This is a genomic window from Nocardiopsis sp. NPDC055824, assembly GCF_053616335.1.
The window spans coordinates 13,311-30,541 of record NZ_JBSHDN010000071.1 but is presented as its reverse complement, the minus strand read 5'-3'; the positions used below and the strand labels follow the sequence as shown (position 1 = coordinate 30,541).

At 76.0% G+C, this 17,231-nt stretch carries 12 protein-coding genes and 1 pseudogene; 6 read left to right on the top strand and 7 right to left on the bottom strand.

Annotated features, from left to right (window positions below; genetic code table 11):
• Positions 1–698 (top strand): annotated as a pseudogene (locus tag ACWGL3_RS16310) (hypothetical protein); the annotation flags it as partial.
• A gap of 79 nt (positions 699–777) precedes the next feature.
• Here the strand turns inward: ACWGL3_RS16310 and ACWGL3_RS16305 are convergent.
• Both ACWGL3_RS16305 and ACWGL3_RS16300 read right to left on the bottom strand, forming a co-directional pair.
• Positions 778–1,233, bottom strand: coding sequence for a GNAT family N-acetyltransferase (locus ACWGL3_RS16305; RefSeq protein WP_267950339.1), 456 nt, complete (start codon positions 1,231–1,233; stop codon positions 778–780).
• Positions 1,234–1,417: 184 nt separating this feature from the next.
• Positions 1,418–2,248: a hypothetical protein gene (locus ACWGL3_RS16300; protein ID WP_452461483.1), complete on the bottom strand. Its 831-nt coding sequence runs from the start codon at positions 2,246–2,248 to the stop codon at positions 1,418–1,420.
• A gap of 206 nt (positions 2,249–2,454) precedes the next feature.
• On the opposite strand from ACWGL3_RS16300, the gene ACWGL3_RS16295 reads away from it, so the two are divergent.
• A complete protein-coding gene (locus tag ACWGL3_RS16295) occupies positions 2,455–4,227 on the top strand; it encodes a PD-(D/E)XK nuclease family protein (RefSeq protein ID WP_452461482.1) in 1,773 nt (590 codons plus the stop codon).
• Positions 4,228–4,253: 26 nt separating this feature from the next.
• Here ACWGL3_RS16295 and ACWGL3_RS16290 read toward each other — a convergent pair whose 3' ends face one another.
• From ACWGL3_RS16290 to ACWGL3_RS16280, 3 genes are all read right to left on the bottom strand, one after another.
• Entirely contained in the window at positions 4,254–6,215 is a 1,962-nt protein-coding gene (locus tag ACWGL3_RS16290) for an ATP-binding cassette domain-containing protein (protein ID WP_452461481.1), read from the bottom strand.
• 757 nt (positions 6,216–6,972) lie between these two features.
• Positions 6,973–8,193, bottom strand: a complete 1,221-nt coding sequence (locus tag ACWGL3_RS16285; RefSeq protein WP_267949392.1) for a CaiB/BaiF CoA transferase family protein — start codon at positions 8,191–8,193, stop codon at positions 6,973–6,975.
• A 162-nt stretch (positions 8,194–8,355) separates the two neighbouring features.
• Entirely contained in the window at positions 8,356–9,855 is a 1,500-nt protein-coding gene (locus tag ACWGL3_RS16280) for a carboxyl transferase domain-containing protein (RefSeq protein ID WP_452461480.1), read from the bottom strand.
• A gap of 207 nt (positions 9,856–10,062) precedes the next feature.
• On the opposite strand from ACWGL3_RS16280, the gene ACWGL3_RS16275 reads away from it, so the two are divergent.
• The gene (locus tag ACWGL3_RS16275) at positions 10,063–10,761 is read left to right on the top strand and encodes a FadR/GntR family transcriptional regulator (protein WP_267949390.1); all 699 of its coding nucleotides are present in this window, start codon (positions 10,063–10,065) and stop codon (positions 10,759–10,761) included.
• Between the two features lie 87 nt (positions 10,762–10,848).
• On the opposite strand, the gene ACWGL3_RS16270 is transcribed toward ACWGL3_RS16275, so the two are convergent.
• The gene (locus ACWGL3_RS16270) at positions 10,849–12,258 is read right to left on the bottom strand and encodes an SLC13 family permease (RefSeq protein ID WP_452461479.1); all 1,410 of its coding nucleotides are present in this window, start codon (positions 12,256–12,258) and stop codon (positions 10,849–10,851) included.
• Between the two features lie 619 nt (positions 12,259–12,877).
• Between ACWGL3_RS16270 and ACWGL3_RS16265 the strand changes: the two genes are divergently transcribed.
• Positions 12,878–14,362 (top strand): hypothetical protein, encoded by a 1,485-nt coding sequence (locus tag ACWGL3_RS16265; protein ID WP_267949388.1) that lies wholly within the window; start codon positions 12,878–12,880, stop codon positions 14,360–14,362.
• Positions 14,363–14,403: 41 nt separating this feature from the next.
• Here the strand turns inward: ACWGL3_RS16265 and ACWGL3_RS16260 are convergent, their stop codons facing one another.
• Entirely contained in the window at positions 14,404–15,006 is a 603-nt protein-coding gene (locus tag ACWGL3_RS16260) for a histidine phosphatase family protein (protein ID WP_355011320.1), read from the bottom strand.
• Positions 15,007–15,128: 122 nt separating this feature from the next.
• Between ACWGL3_RS16260 and ACWGL3_RS16255 the strand changes: the two genes are divergently transcribed.
• Both ACWGL3_RS16255 and ACWGL3_RS16250 read left to right on the top strand, forming a co-directional pair.
• Positions 15,129–16,337: a hypothetical protein gene (locus ACWGL3_RS16255; RefSeq protein ID WP_452461478.1), complete on the top strand. Its 1,209-nt coding sequence runs from the start codon at positions 15,129–15,131 to the stop codon at positions 16,335–16,337.
• A 142-nt stretch (positions 16,338–16,479) separates the two neighbouring features.
• The gene (locus ACWGL3_RS16250) at positions 16,480–17,217 is read left to right on the top strand and encodes an SDR family NAD(P)-dependent oxidoreductase (RefSeq protein ID WP_267949385.1); all 738 of its coding nucleotides are present in this window, start codon (positions 16,480–16,482) and stop codon (positions 17,215–17,217) included.
• Positions 17,218–17,231: the final 14 nt, after the last annotated feature.

Below are 17,231 nucleotides of genomic sequence, written 5' to 3'. Positions count from 1 at the left end.
GGGGCGAGGACCCCGGGCGCCGTTCCGCCCGGGTGCTCGACACCCTGGCAGCCCTGGGGGCCGTGGCCCCCGCCGTCGGAGGACGGTTCCGCGTGACCCGGCTCGGCGACCACTTCACGGTGCGCCAGCTGCGGCAGTCGGGGGCCGACGTCGCGGTCGCCCCGCCCCTCGACGGGATGGACGCCGAGGACGTGCTCGCGCTCGCGGACGGAGGGCGCCCCGTGGACGCCGAGGGGCTGGTGGAGGGGTGGCTGGCCGCCCGCGACACCGAGAGCGCCGTGTGCGACCTCTTGGAGGCCTGCGACGCGCCCGGCGACTGGCACCGCAGGCAGCGGGTGGCCGACGTCCTGTCGGCCCTGGACGAGGACCTCTCCCCCGTCCTCCGGCTGTACGTGCACCACCCCGTCCTGGGCGGGTGGGCGCGGGGGCTGCGCGGAGGTACGGACACCGACCCCCTGTCGCACCAGGCGGTGTGGGCCGTGCTCGACCGCTACGCGATCCGGCTCGACGCGGGCCGGCCGCTGCCGGAGTCGGACCGGGAGCGGTACGCGCGGTTCCCGGAGGAGTTCGCCAGGGCCGTGTGGCTGACCGGGCACCCGGTCTCCGACACGGTGCTGGACCGGATCTGCGGAGGGGCGCTGGGCGCGTCCCTGGCCGATGCGGCGCGCCGGGTCCGTCCCGCCCCGGCCGTCCCCTGAGGCGCCCGCCCCGCGCCTCCCCCGACGGCGGGGTCCGGGCGTCAGGTCCCCCGGCGGGACCGGACGCCCGGACAGGCGGTCAGTCCTTGACCACGAGCTCGTAGGTCAGGAGTTCCACGTCCGGCAGCGGGGACAGGTCGCGGTCGGGCGCCCGCCGGAAGCCGCGCGCCCGGTAGACGTACTGTGCGGCGACCATCTCGGGCAGCGCCGACACCAGCAGCCGGGAGACCCCCTCCTCGCGCGCCCTGTCGACGAGGGCGTTCACCAGCGCCCGGCCGACCCCGAGCCCCCGGGCCCCGGGCGACACCGCGAACGCGCGCATCTCCGCCTCGTCCGCGTTGCGGGCGATCTCGCTCTCCGGTGACCACGGCTCGAACATGACCGTCCCCAGGAGCCGTTCGTCGTCCGCCGCCACCAGGACCTCGCCGCGGCCGTCCGCCCCCAGGAGCCGCAGCGCCTCGACGTGGGCCGGGTTGACGTTCACAAGGCCGTCGGCCGTGTAGGCCATCACGCGCAGTTCGCTGACGGCGTTCATCTCATCGGGAAGTACTCGACGCACGATCATGCACGTCATTCAACATGATGAGGGGGTGCCGGACGGGTCTTCGCCGCACCGCCCGGGGAGGGGAAAACGTCACCGTGAGTGACTTTTTACGGAGGTTTATCCCCAGCTTCCCCGGACGTGGAGCGGTGTTCCCCGTCCGGGGCGCCCGTCGCGCTCAGGTACCGCGGATGGCGGCGCACCCGTCGTCGCCGTCGCGGTGGGCCTCCAGGTCGTAGGCGTCCTCGACCGGACCCCGGGGTTGCTCCCCCTCGGCGAGCTCGTCCGGATAGGCGGGGACGACGTTGTACCCGTCCACGCAGTGCGCCGGTCCGGTCCCGCGCCACCAGTTCGGCCACGCCTCCAGGGCCCCGTCCCCGGTGTCGAAGAAGGACACCTCGCCGTAGTGCGTGGTGACCAGCCGCACCGACACGGGATCGCCCGGGCGCGCGACGGGGTGGACGATCGTGTACTCGGTGTTGACCGCCAGGTGGTCGGGGCCGCCCTCGGAGGACTCCTCCGCCCACATTTGGCCGTCCACCTTGACCACGTCGCCGATGGGCTCGGCGGTCCCGGGGGCGAGGTTGAAGACCACGTGCCGGCTGTCCAGGTCGCCGTTCTCGTGGCCGAGGTGGTTCATGTACCACTTCAGCGCCTGTTCGCCCAGCAGCCCGGTGAACTCGCTGTTGTCCTCGTCGAAGACCGCGTCGGGGTTCAGGTACACGGCGTCCAGGAGGTCCTGGGTGAGGCCGTAGGCCTCCTCCACCTGGGCGGCGGAGAAGGAGCCGACGGGCTCGGCCGGGGGCGGTTCGAATCCCTCGGCGTAGTCCTCGGCGGGGGTTCCCCCGAAGGGGTCGTCGCGGTCGACCTCGTCGTAGGAGCCCGGTCCGGAGACCGTCGGCGCGGGGGAGACGAACCACTCCAGGGCGTCCTGGACCTGGGCGCAGCCGGTGGCGGTGAGCAGGGCGAGCAGCGCGACCCAGCGGGTGGCGGCGGCGCGTCGTGACATGGGGGATGCCTGCGTTCTCTCCGAGTTTTCTGCGAACGATGTCCGCTTCGAGTGTTCTACCACCGCGCCCGGACAATTCGTCCACAGGCCGTTCGGCCCTGCGCCGACCGCCGGGAGCACGGCGTCTCCGAGGGCCCGGAGCGTTTGTCCACAGGCCTCCGGCGGGAGGGCCCGGATCGTGCCACCCTTCTCCCAGGGAGGACACCGTGACCGACCGGACCCGTGGCAGCGACGGCCAGGCAGCCGTCATCCGACTCTTGAGCAGTTCCGCGACCCTCGCCGCGGGCGGCTGCCCCACCTTCCGCCGCACGGAGGCCGACCACGCCGCGCGGCGGGATCCCGCCCCCCGCCCGCCGCCCCTCGCCGACTCCGCGCCCGCCGTCCTCGGCGCCGTCCTGGACCTGGTCGAACACCGGGGGCTGTCGCTCGGGGACGCGTGCTCGATGCTGCCCGCCCCCGGCGGGCGGTGCGCCGACGTGCTGGGCGAACGGGTGGCGCCGCCGCACCCGGGCCTGCTGGCCTGGGCGCGCCACGCCGCGCGGTCCTACCTCGACGGCCTGGCCGGGGACCGCGCGAGGGACGGCCTCGACCGCACTCCGGTGGCCGACTTCTGGGTGCGGCAGTACATGCCCGACCGGGGCGCCTCCCACGCCAGGCCCTACGAGGTGTGCGCGCGGGGGCGCGGGTACGCGTACCTGGACGGCGGGCAGCGGGTGCGGGAGCTGCGCGTCCCGGTCACGGGCCCGGCGGACGGCGGGAGCCTCCCCGACGCGGAGGTGGCCGTGGCCGCGTTCGTGCTGGCCACCGGCTCCGGGGTGGACCGCGACGCCTACGCGGGCCGCCCCGGACGCTACCGGGGCGGGGTCCCCTACCCCATGCGGGGGCGCCACGGCGGCCCGGCCGGTCCCCCCGACCGGGTGCGGGTGGTCCGGGCGTCGTGCCTGGACTCCTCCACCGCCGTGCTCTACGACGCCCCGGCCCGCGAGGCCGAGGGGTTCTTCTCCTCCTCCGGCAGGGAGCCCCTGCGCTCGGCCCTGGTCGGCGGGGCCCGGTCCCCGGGGGCCGACTGCCTGTCGTGCGGGGTGCGGACCGGCTGCGGACGCCTGCCCTCCGCCCCCGGGATCCTCGGCGTCCACGACCGCTCACGCCCCCGCAGGTCCTGGAGCGCAGCCAGGGGCCTGCGCTTCCGGGGCTGCCCGGCACGCGACCACTTCCACTCCCTCGGCCTCCCGGGGGACCCGCCGGAGGGCGCGCCGCCCGGGGCGGCCGGCGCCTCGGCCCGGGACCGCGCCGTCCGTGCCCGGCTGGAGCGGCTGCACGGGCGCCGACCGCGGAGGGCGTGCGGACCCGGCGACATCCCCGACGGTCCCGGGGACTGGGGTGCGGAGGGGTGGGCGCCCGGCCGCGGGGAGGCCCGCGCGGGCGCCGCCATGATCGCCGCCCACGTCGAGGTCTGCCCGCTGGACGGGCTCCGGTCCGGGAGCCATGTCCGGGTCGGGCGCACCGTGGCCGCCGACGACCTCCGGGCCGACGTCCTCGTCCTGGCCAGGCCCGACCTGCTGCTCCACCGGGACGGCGCCTGGAGCTGGCGGGACGTCGCGCCGACGACCGCGGGCCCGCCCCCGGACGAGCGCGGGCTCATGGCACGCGAGCCCGCGCTGGCCCTGGCCGTCCTGCTCTTCGCGTCCGGGGTGCTCCCCCTGGAGCCGGGGTCCGCGGTCGAACTGGAGGTCCTCACCCCCGACGGCGCCGACCTGCGCACCGTCGATCCCGGCGCCGCCCGGGTGAGGACCGAGGCGCGGGAGGTGGTCCACGGGCTCGCCGGTCCCTGGCACCGCGACCTGGAGCACGCCCCGACCCCGGGCAGGGTGTGCCGGGACTGCCCCTACCGCCGCTGGTGTCCGGCCTGGTCTGGGCACCGGCCTCCCGAACGGGTCCCGGGGGCGCGCCCCGGGGACCGCGGGCGGGAGGGGCGGTGACGGGCACGGCGCCACCGCCCCCGGGGTCAGGCGCTGTGGCGGCTCTCCGGAACGGACCACCGGTAGGCGGCGGCCTGGAGGTCCCACAGTTCCCGGTAGAGCCCGTCGGCCTCCAACAGGTCGGCGTGGGCGCCCTCCTCCACCACGCGGCCCTTGCTGAGGACGACGATGTGGTCGGCCATCCGCACGGACGCGAGGCGGTGCGTGATCAGGACGACGGCCGCCCCGGTGCGTCCGGCGTGGGCGTGCAGGGAGGCGAAGAAGGCGTGCTCGGCCCGGGCGTCGAGCGCCGCCGTGGGCTCGTCGGCGATGAGCAGGGGCGTGGCGTCGCCGTCGTCGCCCCGGTAGAAGCCCCTGGCCGCCGCCAGTCGCTGCCACTGGCCCCCGGACGGTTCGGCGCCGTCCACGAAGCGCTTGTCCAGCAGGGTGTCCCACCCGTGGGCGAGCTCCGCAACGACCGTGTCGGCACGCGCGGCGCGGGCCGCGCGCTCCAGGCGCCCGGGGTCGTCGCCGGGGCTGCTCATCACGACGTTGCGCCGGGCCGTCAGCGGCCAGTGGGTGTGGTCCTGGGCGATGACGGAGATGCGCCGCCGCAGACCGGTCCCGTCCACCCCGGCCAGGTCGGTGTCGTCCCAGCGGATCCTTCCGCTCTCCGGTGCGTACAGGCCGGACAGGAGCTTGGCCAGGGTGGTCTTGCCCGAGCCGTTCTCCCCCACGAGCGCCACGGTCCGGCCGCGCCGGAGGGTGAGGCTGACCTCGTCCAGGGCCGGCGCGTCCCCCTTCCCCCCGCTCGGGTAGGTGAAGGTGACGTTCTCGACCCGGATCTCCTCGAACCCCTCGGGGGCCGGTTCCGGTTCGGCCGGGGGCAGCCGCAGCGCGGCCTCCTCCTCGAAGGCGACGAAGTCGGAGAAGTACAGTCCGGACTCGTACACGTGCGTGAGGGAGGACAGGGCGTTGCCCAGCGCCCCCTGCGCGACCCGGATGGCGACCACGGCCGCGCCCGCGACGGCGATCTCCACGGTCCCGCCGACCAGCATCAGCCCCAGCACCGCGAACACGGCTCCGGAGGCGAGCCCGCCGGCGGCGCTGCCCGCCAGCCGGATCAGGGCCTGGCGGGTGGCCAGGCCGAGCTGGATGTCCAGCTCCCTGTCGGCGACCCTGTCGAACTCGGCGAGCAGGCGCCCCTCCATGGTGAACGAGCGGATCTCGGCCGCGTTGTCCCGGTTCACCATGATCTGTTCGAGCAGGAATTTGCGGCGGTGCCCGTCGGTGAAGGCCACGATCATCCGGTAGCGCATGCGCGCCGCCGCCGAGGAGCCCCACCACTGGGGCGCCATGGCCAGGAGCAGCAGCGGGAGGAGGGCGGGGTGCAGCACACCCAGGACGCCGACGGCGGCGGCGACCCCCACGGTCCCGGTGAGCACGTCGGCGGTGTGGCGGACCAGCGCGCCCGCCTCGTCGCTGCCGCGCGCGTAGCACCGGTAGAGGTGGTCGTGGAAGCCGCTGTCGTCGAAGGCCCGCAGCTCGACGGCGGTGCACCGGCTCAGCAGCCGCCTCTCCGCGGTGAGCACGACCTTGGGCTCCAGGCGGGCCTGGGCGCGCCCGGCGGCGGCCGAGCAGATCCCGCGCAGGGCCAGGGCCGCGGCGAGCACCAGCAGGGAGGGCAGCGCGGCCATGAGCCGGTCGGGGGTGGGCGCCGCCGCGAACAGCTCGCCGAGCACGCCGGTGGTGGCGACGAGCGCCCACGCGGTGGCCGCTCCCATGCCGATGTTGAGCGCGGTCGTCGCGAGGAGGTCCCGCGGGCTGCTCTGCCAGGCCAGCGCGGCGGCCTGGGTGGCCAGGGCCGGCATGCGGCGGGCGATCCGGGCCCAGGTGGCCTCGGCCGCCTGGGAGCCGAAGTGGCGCCAGACCGGGGTGGCCAGTTCGGGCAGGGACAGTCCCCCGCCGGTCTCGTCGTCGGTGACGGGTGGTTCCGTGGTTCGTGTCATGGAGTCCTCTGGTGGTCGGGAGCCGGTGCGCGCCCGTGTCCGGGCGCGCGGGAACGGCGGTCGCGCCGGGTGTGCGTCGCGACCTCCTCGGTGACCGGCGTCGAAGTGCTGCCGATCATGGACCCGCCGTGGGACGGTCGGAAGGGGATTTCGCGGTTGCGGTCGGACCGGATCCGGGCCCCCGCGAAGGCCCGGCGCGCACTCGCCCCGGGGGGTGGGAGACCCGGCCCGGGCACACGAATCGAAAACCTGTCGGAGGGTGCGGCCCGGATCGGCACCGGATACGGACCGCCCCGAAGCGGGCCGGTCCGTCACCGATCCAAGGCCCGCCGGTGCCCGGAACCCCGGGGGGCTCGCCGTCGGGGGCCGACCCGTGCCCGGAACCAGGGGTCCCGGGCGTCCGGGCGGTCGCCGGCCGGGGCGCACGGTTCCGCCGGGACCCGGCCACGGGACGCGGCGCACGCGGGAGAGCCGTCACGGTGCCGCCGGGACCGGCGTGGGTCCCGCGCAGAAGGCCGGGGCAGCCCGCCGGGGGCGCGCGCCGAACGGCCGCACCCGCGCCCGGAGGACGCTCGGTACGGCCGTTCGCATGGCCACCACGGTGGTCGTGGGGCCCGGGGGCAGGCCGGGGCCGGTGGGGTCGCGCTCGGCGCCCGTTCGCCGGGCGGGGGCCGTGCGCGGCGCCCGCTCCCCGGCGAGCCGGCCCGGTCGGAGGACCCGCGCCCCGTCTCCGGGGCAGTTCCGGGACCCCTCCGGGTCAGCCCACCGGCTCCGCCGCGGGCTCCCGCTCCCGCTCGACCTCGTCGAGCCAGGCCCGCACCGCGTCGTTGTGCTCGCCCAGGGCGGGGGGCGGCAGGTAGCCGCGTCCGAACTCCTCCGACTCACCGGGGTCGCGGGGGTCGAAGCGCAGGGCCGACCCGGGCAGCTCGACCTCGCCCAACACCGGGTGCTCGACCGACACCACCAGCCCCTGGGACCGCGTCTGGTCCCACTCGTAGACCTGGTCGACGGTGCGCACCGCGCCGCAGGGCACCCCGGCCCCGCCGATCCGGCTCAGCCACTCGTCGCGGGTCCCCTGGCCGAGGACCGCCTCGATCTCCGCGATCAGGGCCTCGCGGTGGGCGACGCGGGAGGCGTTGTCCCGGAACCTGGGGTCCTCGGCGTCCAGCCCGAGCAGCCCCGCGAACCGGGCCCACTGCGCCTCGCCGCCCACCGCCACCTGGAGCATCCCGTCCATGCAGGCGAAGGCGCCGTAGGGGGCGATGGAGGGGTGCTGGTTCCCCAGAGCCGAGGGCACCTCGCGCGCGACGGTCCAGCGCGTCCCCTGGAAGGCGTGCACGCCCACGATGGAGGAGAGCAGGGAGGTGCGCACCACCCGTCCGCGCCCGGTGCGGCCCCGCTCCACCAGGGCCGCGAGCACGCCCTGCGCCCCGTTCATCCCGGCCAGCACGTCGCCGATGGCCACGCCCGTCTTGGTCGGCTCCTTGGAGGAGGGGCCGGTCAGGCTCATCAGGCCGGCCTCCCCCTGGGCGATCTGGTCGTAGCCCGCCCGGCCGCCCTCGGGCCCGTCGTGCCCGAACCCGCTGATGGAGCAGACCACCAGGCGGGGGTTGAGCTCCTCCAGGCGGCCGACGGAGAAGCCGAGCCGGTCCAGGACGCCCGGCCGGAAGTTCTCCACCAGGACGTCGGCGGCGCGCACGAGCCGGGTGAGCTGCTCGACGCCGTCGTCGGACTTCAGGTCGAGTTCGATGGACTCCTTGTTGCGGTTGCAGGAGAGGAAGTAGGTGCTGATCCGCTCCTCCTCCGGTCCGACGAACGGCGGACCCCAGCCGCGGGTCTCGTCGCCCGTGCCCGGCTGCTCGACCTTGATCACCCTGGCCCCGAGGTCGCCGAGCAGCATCGCGGTGTGCGGCCCCGCGAGGGCCCGCGACAGATCCACGACCACGGTTCCCTTGAGCGGGCCTTCCGAGCGGTCCATGTTCCACCTCCGGTGTCGTTCTTCCTGTCCTGTGTCCGGCCGTCCCCGGCGGAGGGCGGGCCTGCCCGCCGGCTCCGGCCGGACACGCGTGTCGTGCGGGACGCCCCCGCGGGGGCGCGTCCCCGGCGGCCGGTCCACGCGGTCCGGCCGTCCGGTCCCGGGTCAGACACCCGCGCCGAGCAGCCGGTGGCGCCCGGTGCGTCCGGCGCCCGGGCCCTCCCCGGCGCGCGACCGCAGGGTCGAGAGTTCGTGGGCGACCGCTGCGCCGACCCGGGCGCAGAGGGCCTCGCCGTCCTGGGCGGCGTCTCCCGCCTCGGCGATCACCCGGTCCACGACCCCTGTCGCCAGCAGGTCCGCGGAGCCGATGCCCTGGCTCTCGGCCAGCTCCTCCGCGCGGTCGACGGTGCGGTGCACGATCGCGCTCGCGCCCTCGGGCGGGAGGGGCGAGAGCCAGGCGTGCTGGGCGCACAGGACGCGGTCGGCGGGGAGCAGCGCGATCGCGCCCCCGCCGGTCCCCTCCCCCAGCAGCACCGACACGGTGGGGGTGGCGAGGGTGGCCATGTCCGCGAGGCAGTGGGCGATCTGGACCGCCATGCCCCGTTCCTCGGCCTCTGCGGACAGCTCGGCGCCGGCGGTGTCGATGACGGTGACGAGCGGGAGCCGGAGCCCGGCCGCGAGGCGCATGCCCCTGCGTGCCTGGAGGAGGGCGGCCGGCCCCATCGGGGTCCGGGGGCCCTGCCTGCTGCGGTCCTGGCCGACCAGGACGCAGGGGCGTCCGCCGAACCGGGCCAGGGCCACCAGGAGGGTGGGGTCCTCGTCCCCCTCCCCGGTGCCGCGCAGGCGCACGACGTCGGTGGCGGCGTGGCGCAGCAGGTCGCGCACCCCCGGGCGCTCCCCGCGCCGGGACCGCAGGACGGAGTCCCAGGTGGGGACGCGGGAGGCGGGCGCGGCGGGCGGCGCGGTGGGGGGCCGCGCCTCGTCGGCGGTCCGGTCGAGCAGGACGTCGAGGGCCAGGACGGCGGCCCCGCGCAGCTCCTCCGGGGCCAGGACGGCGTCGACGAGGCCGTGTCGGCGGAGGTTCTCCGCGCGCTGGACCCCCTCGGGGAAGGCCTCGCCGTGGAGGGCCTCGTAGACGCGGGGGCCGAGGAAGCCGATGAGGGCGCCGGGCTCGGCCGCGGTCAGGTGCCCCAGGGAGCCCCAGGAGGCGAGTGCGCCGCCCGTGGTCGGGTGGCGCAGGTAGACGAGGTAGGGGAGCCCGGCGGCCTTGTGCGCGGTGATGGCGGCGGCGATCGGCGCCATGGACACGAAGGCGCGGGTCCCCTCCTGCATGCGGGTGCCGCCCGAGGCGGGTGCGGCCAGCAGGGGGATCCCCTCGGCGGTGGCGCGTTCGACGGCGTCCAGGAGCCGTTCGGCCGCGGCGAGCCCGACGGAGCCGGCGAGGAATCCGAACTCGCTGGCCACGACGGCGACGCGGTGCCCGCCCAGGCGGCCCTCCCCGGTGAGGACGGCCTCGTCGCACCCGCTCGCGGTGTGCGCGTCGGCCAGTGCTGCGGCGTAGGCCGGGTCGGGGCGCACGTCGGCGGGCGCGGTGTCCCAGGAGGCGTACGAGCCCGTGTCCAGGACGAGGTCGAGGAGTTCGTGAGCGGTGCGTCGGGTCCCCACAGCAACCTCCAAATGGTTCAGTGGCTAGGCCACTAGGCCTTAAAGCCAGGGTGGCACGCCCACCCCCCGTTTGTGAAGCCCTCCGCGCCCCCGATCGCCCTCCCGCGCGTCCGCCGCCACAGCCTGAGTCCCGGGGGCGCGGGGGCGGGATGCTCTAGCCTGGAAGGCCTCTGACACAGCCGGATGCGAAGACAGGAGCCACCGAGCGTGCCTGCCAAATCCCGACCCCGACCGCCGGCCCGACCCCGTCTGTACGAGCAGCTCGTGGAGCGGCTCGTCGAACACATGCGGGAGGCCGGACTGGGCGTCGGCGACCGGCTGCCGCCCGAGCGCGAGCTGGCCTCCGCGCTGGAGGTCAGCCGGGCCTCGGTGAGCCAGGCCCTGGTGGCCCTGGAGGTCCAGGGGGTCATCGAGGTCCGCCACGGCGACGGGGCGATCATCCGTCAGACCGTCTCCGAGCAGGGGGTCCTCGCCCTGCTGCGCGACCGGGCCAACCGGCGCGCGGAGATCATCGAGGCCCGCCAGGCGCTGGAGGTCAAGCTGGCCGAGCTGGCCGCCGAGCGCCGCACCCCCGAGGACCTGGCCTCCATCGACGCGGCCCTGGAGCTCATGCGCCAGGAGGTCGAGAACGGGGACCGGGGCGTCACCGGCGACGAGCGGTTCCACGCCGCGATCACCGCGGCGGCGCGTTCGCGCCTCCTGGCGCGGATGATGAACGAGCTGGCGCCGATGATCAGGGAGACCCGCCTGGAGTCCCTGTCCCAGCCCGACCGCCCCCAGGCCTCGCTCGACGGCCACGAGCGGATCGGCGCCGCCATCCACGCGGGGGACCCCAAGGCCGCCGCGGACGCGATGCGCGACCACCTCGTGCTGGTCTCCCGGGTGGTCGCACCGGTCACCCCGTGAGACTTCACCGGACCACAGGCCGAGCCTGTGGTCCGGTGGTCGGCCGCGGTGCGGCCCCGCACCGCGCCTCCGCCGGCGCGGGCCCGGTCACAGCAGGCCGGGCACGACCAGCACTCCCCAGGCGATCATCGGTCCCACCAGCACCACGATGGCGCTGTAGACGAGGATCTGCCGGTAGAACTTGTCCGGGTCCACCCCGGAGGCGTTGGCCAGCACCAGGGCGCCGTTGGTCGAGAAGGGGCTGACGTCGACGATGGTGGAGGAGACCGCCAGCGCCACGATCACGCCGGTCGCGCTGATCTCGCCCATCATGAGGAACGGGATCGCCAGCGGGATGGTCGCCCCCAGGATCGCGGTCGAGGACGCGAACGCCGACACGACGGCGCCGATGTAGCAGAGCACGAGCGCGACCAGGAGCGGCGCTCCCAGACTCGCCGCGGCGTCGCCGACGTAGTCGATGGTCCCGGCGCTCTCCATGACGCCGACGAACGTGAGCATGCCGGTGATCAGCAGCACCGTGGGCCAGCTGATCTGGGACAGCGCGTTCTTCTGGGCCTTGGGCGAGATCAGCGCCAGCACGACCGTCACGGACAGCGCGACGAAACCGACGTCGAGGCCGAAGCCCAGGGCGAGCACGCCGAGGACGACGATGCCGGCGATGGTGGCGAGCTGGTCGAACCGCACGGGCCCGCCCGCCGGACCGTCCGCGGACGCTTCGGCGGGGCCGTCCGCAGGCGGGTCCGCGGGTGCGCCGGCGGCAGAGGTCCCGGAGGGGCCTCCGGTGGCCACGGCGACGGAGCCGCCGACCGCGTCCGCGCCGGGGCCGGAGACCGCGGCGGCGCCCGTGCGCGCCGCGGCGTGCCCGGCGGCCTCGAACTCCTGCGCCCGCGCGCCGACCAGGCGGTTGCCGCCCAGGGAGACGAAGAGGACCAGCGCGATGCACAGGTTGAAGACGAGGTTGCCGAGGAAGAGGGTGAGCGGCGAGACCGCGAGCCCGCTGTCGGCGACGATGCCGTTGACCGTCGCGCCGTAGACGCTGACCGGGGAGAACCCGCCCCCCTGCGCGCCGTGGATCACCATCATGCCCATGAGCAGGGGGTTGATCCGGTACTTGACGGCGAAGCCCAGTGCGATGGGTGCGACGATGGCCACCGCCGCGGGGCTGAGGGCGCCCACGCCGGTCAGCAGGGCGCTGATGCCGAACATGATCCACGGGATGGCGACGACCCTGCCGCCGACCAGCCGCGTGGCGGCGCGTACGAGGAGGTCGATCGTCCCGTTGTTCTTGGCGATGGCGAAGAGGTAGGTGACGCCGACCAGTGTGAGGAAGAGGTCGGCGGGGAAACCGCCCAGGATGGCGTCGGTGTCCATGCCCAGGGCGAGGACGCCGACGAGGAAGGCCCCGACGAAGGCGAGGGCGCCGATGTTGATCGGCAGGACCGTGGCGATGACGAACATCGCCAGGAGGGCGAGGATGGTGAGGAGTTGCGGGGTCATGTCGTGTACCGATCAGACGAAAAGCAGGGCTGTGATCTGGCTCATACGGATCAGTGGCCTAGCCAATATGCCTTTTGCCGACATGTCAACCCCCCGGTAGGACACTCCCGGGTCCGGGCGCCCCGTCCTCCCCGCGCGCGAAAGGTACGGTTGTTCCCCAGGTGGCGGCGGAACGTCCCCGGTGTCCACGCCATCGGACCCGCCGAATGTGGAACCGGTGACCCCAGGGACACGTCGTAACCCATGCCTGGTTCCCGCGACATGAGCGGGGCCAGATCCGGTCCGTCGAGCCCCGAGTTTCCCCTGCTCAACCCTCAATGACGGGACCGTCCCCCTCGCGGGGGAACAGCGTCGGCGCTGGTCGGCCACGCGCCGCACCGACCCGGTCCTGCCGCCGGTGGGAGAACCGTCCCTCCCCCGTCCCGGCCGGACCCGTGCCACGGGCCGCGGGTCCGGCGACCGCCCCGGCCCGCTCCCGAGGACCGCGGCGCCCCGATGCCGACCAACGCCCCGCGCCTCGCGTTCCCCGCCGCCGTTGTTCTCCGAAACGCCCCACGGGGCGACCCCGGAACGGTAGAAGGGGAAGGTCGGACAGCACGAGAGAGAACCGGGAGCGGACATGGCGTCGAACGAGACCTCGCACCTGGACCGCCGCGGCCCCGGCCGGGCCGCGGTCCGGCCGGTGTCACTGCTGCGACCGCAGGTGCTCGCCCAGGTCGCCCTGGGCACACCCCTGCTGTGCGACGCCCTGCGCCTGGCCCGGTGGAGCGCCCCGGCCACCCCCGTGTCCGGGCCCGGGGTGCCGAGCCCGGAGAGCGCCCGCGCCGCGATCGAGCGGTTCGGCCTGTGGCCGTACGGGCTCGTGCGCGACCGCGGCGCACGCGTGGCCTGGCTGCGGGGCCTGGGCTCGGCCTCGGACGCAGCGGAGTTCATGGCCCCTTGGCAGGCGGCCGTGGTCCTGGGCATGATCGAGGTCGACACCGCCCGGGCGCGCCCCGCTCCGGGGCTGGAGGACCGCGTCCACGACCCCGAGGAGGTCCTGGACTGGTGGATGCGGCTGTTCGAGGACGCCGTGCGGTACGCGCGCGCCGACCTCCTCGACCCGGATCCGCCGAGGGGGCACCGACCGGAGCTGCTGCCCGCGGTCCTGCTCCGCCTCTACGAGGGGCAGGACGGGGCCCGTGTCCCGCTGGCCTCGCTCGCCACGAGCGCACCGCCCTTCCCGGGAGCACCCCCGCTCCCCGCCGGCCCCGAACCGGACCCGGACCTGGTGCTCCACCTGCTGTGGCAGCTCTCCGACACCGGGGCGGTCATCCTCGGCACGGAGCAGGAGGCCCCGCCACCCGCGGATCGCGCGGCGGGCGGGGACCCCGGTCGCGGGGAGTGCGCGGACGGCCCTCCCGCCTCCCCCTCCGCGCAGGCGTCCGGCCCGCCGGCGCACCCCGACGTCGAACTGACCGACCTGGGCCGCTACGGCGTGCGCAGGCTGCTGCTCCGGCGCGGTGTCCGCGCCCCGCTGGCCGAGGACCTCGCCGTGACGGACGCCGCGGAGTTCCTGGACTCCCTGGCCCGCGTCCGCCCTGCCGACCAGGGCGCGCTGGTCGACCCCTGGCTGGCCCGGCGCTCCCCGGAGGAGGCGCTGGAGGAGATCGTCCGGGCGGTCGCCGATCCCCGCCTGACCCTGCGCAGGCGGACCGGGGCCTCGGTCCTGCACATGGTCAGCTCGCGCCTCGCGGGAAGGCTGCGGGCCATGCTGCGCGCCCCCGACCGGGTCGCGGCGGGCCTGGCCGCCCTCGTGCTCCTGTCCTCCCGGATGCTCCCCCAGGAGGAGATCGACGCGGTCCTGGACCGGTTCGGCCCGTGGCTCGTGCTGGACCTGGCCTCCGCGGCCGGGACCGGGGCGGACGACCTCGCCGCCGCGCTCGACTTCGCCTTCCCCTCCGGCCTCGACGCCTCCCTCCTGGAGAGCGCCGACCGCCTGTGGCTGTGCGGGCACCCGGACACCGTCCCCGCGCTGGAGGCGATCGGCCGCCTGCACCGGGACCCGCGGGTGGCCCGCGCCGCGCGCGGGGCCGCGGGCCGGACCCGGCTCCGGGGCCTGTGACGGGCCGGGCCCGCCGTCGGACGGCGCCCGGCGGGGCCGGGTCAGGCGGACGGCGCCAGGTTCCAGGAGGTGACCACCGGTCGGCCGTGCTCACGGCCGAGCGTGCCCACCGAGCCCGTGCCCAGGGCGAACAGCGCCCCCGCACCCGGCTCCAGCCCCAGCCAGCGGGCGGTGAGCACGCGCAGGACGTGCCCGTGCGCCACCAGGGCCACGTCCGGGGCACCCTCCTCCCCCACCGACCGCGCGACCCCCTCCAGGACGCGGTCCACGCGCGCGCCGACCGCTTCCACGGCCTCCCCCGGGTGGTCCGGCCCGCCGGGGACGACGCCGTCGCGCCACAGGTCCCACCCGGGGCGCCCTCGCCGGATCTCGGCGGTGGTGATCCCCTCGTAGCCCCCGTAGTCCCACTCCCTCAGGTCCGGGTCGGCCGCGCCGCCGCCCAGCCCCGCCAGCTCGGCGGTGCGGACGGCGCGCGCCAGCGGGCTGACCACCACCCTTCCGATGTCGCGGGCCTCCAGCAGGGGCCGCAGCCCCTCCGCCTGCCGTACGCCCTCCTCCGTGAGGGGGACGTCGGTCCACCCGGTGTGCCGGCGGTCGCGGCTCCACTCGGTCTGCCCGTGCCTGATCAGCACCAGTTCACCCATGCCGGGTTCCTGCCCCGCCGGACCCCGTCGGACTCCCCCGGGCGGAACCGCTCTGGCGCGCCGCCCGGTCACATTCGCCAGATGCCGGACACCGGCGCAGATTCGTCGCTACCCTCCTGACCATGACGCAGCACACCGCCACCAGTGACGCGCGGGACCCGTCCCCCGTGCCCCACGAGATCGCGCAGCCCCACTTCTTCCGGCCCAACGAGGACCTGGCCGCGGCCATGGAGTGCGCGCGCTGCGAGGAGCAGGGCATCACCACCCCGCCGGGAGGGGCGCCCCGGAGGCTGTCCAACGCGGAGCTGCGGGCGTTCAAGAAGGAGCGCAAGCGCGCACGGGAGGAGGCGCTGGCCAAGCCCCAGGCCAAGGTGCCGGTCGACCGCAAGCGCACCCTGCCGATCGGCCCCCACCACGCGGCGCTCCTGCGCGGGCTGTGGGCACGCCTGGCCGCGGAGGGCGTCGGCGCCACCCCCGACGGCCGCCTCCTGGGACTGACCTTCGCGGTGCGGGGCGCCGTCACGGGCCGGGCCAACTTCACCGGCCAGGACCTGCGGATGCTGCGCCTGGAGGACGCGCACGCCGCGCTCGTCGAGCTGACCTCGACCGGGTGGCTGGCCTCCACGCCGGAGGCGGTGATCGGGGCGGACGCCGCCAACCCCGCCCTGTGCGAGCTGCCGGGCCTGCGGGGCGACCTGTGGACGGTCGGCAACGGCGTGCGGTCCCGCGCCTCGGGATGGCTCTCCCAGGCGCTCGCCCACAAGAAGCTCCGCAAGAAGCCCAACCGGCTCCGGCTGGTCGCCGCCCACCTGGCCCTCCACGCGGACCCCGGCGGCTCCGTGTCCCTGCCCGCCGGGGACGTCGTGGCGGCCTGCGCCCTCTCCGGGGACGAAGAGCTGTCCGAACTCCTCACGTGGCTGGCCGAGGTGTCGTGGATCGAGGACGCCTCGGCCGCCGGCGGCGTCGTGGCCGCGCGGCTGACCGAGCTGACGCAGCCCCTGGCCGTGCGGCCCGAGCCGCCGAGGACCCCTCCCAAGCAGGTCCCGGCGACCACGCCGCTCGACGTGCCCGTCGCCGACCGTGCGCGCGACCTCCTCTCCGGTCGTGAGGCGGAGGTGGCCCGGTGGGTGGACGCCTACCGGGGCGAGCACGGGCACGGGCCCAGCTGGTCCGCGATCGGGGAGGCCTTCGGCTGGCCGCCGCGCCAGGCGCCGGACCACGACGTCACCCACGAGGTGTTCCGCCTGCTCCGCGCGGGGGGCTGGCTGACCGGCTTCGGCCTGCCCTTCGGCCTGCGTGCCGGGGAGGGGCGGGCGGGGAACGGATCCTGACACCCCGGCGCCGGGACCCCCGGCCGCGCGGCCCCGTCCCCGGCCCCCGCCCGCGGAAGGACCCGGGGGCGGGGGCTAGGATGCCGCCCATGCCTCATCATCCGACGTCCGCCGCGCCCGCCCCGACCCCGGGGAGGGGCCGGTGAACCGGAACGTGCTGGTCACCGGGGCGGCCCGGGGCATCGGCCGGGCCGTCGCCCGGGCCTTCGCCGGGGCGGGCGACCGTGTGGCCGTCCACTGCGGGAACAGCGTGGAGGAGGCCGAGCGCACCCTCGCCGGCCTGCCCGGCGAGGGGCACGCGCTGTTCCGCGCCGACCTGCGCGACCCCGCGGCCACCGCCGACCTCGTCTCGGGGGTGGTCGCGGCCCTGGGCGGGATCGACGTGGTGGTCAACAACGCGGCCGTCAACACGGCCCACCCGGTCGCCGGTGTCTCCTACGAGGAGTGGCAGGAGGCCTGGCGGGCCACCCTGGACGTGAACGTGGTGGCCGCCGCCAACATCGGCTACCTCGCCGCCCGGCACATGATCGACCGCGGGGCCCCGGGGCACATCGTCAACGTCGGCTCGCGCGGCGCCTACAAGGGGGAGCCCGACCACCCGGCCTACGGGGCGAGCAAGGCCGCGCTGCACTCCCTGGGGCAGTCACTGGCCGCGGCCCTGGCCCCGCACGGCATCGCCGTCGCCTCCGTGGCCCCGGGGTTCGTGGCGACCGAGCGCGTCGCCGACCGGGTCACCGACGAGGTCCGCGCGCAGAGCCCGTTCGGGCGGGTGGCCGCGCCCGAGGAGGTGGCGGCGGCCGTCCTGTACCTGGCCTCGCCGGAGGCGGTGTGGTCCTCCGGCGCCGTCCTGGACGTCAACGGCGCCTCCCACCTGCGCTGACCGCCCCCGCCGCG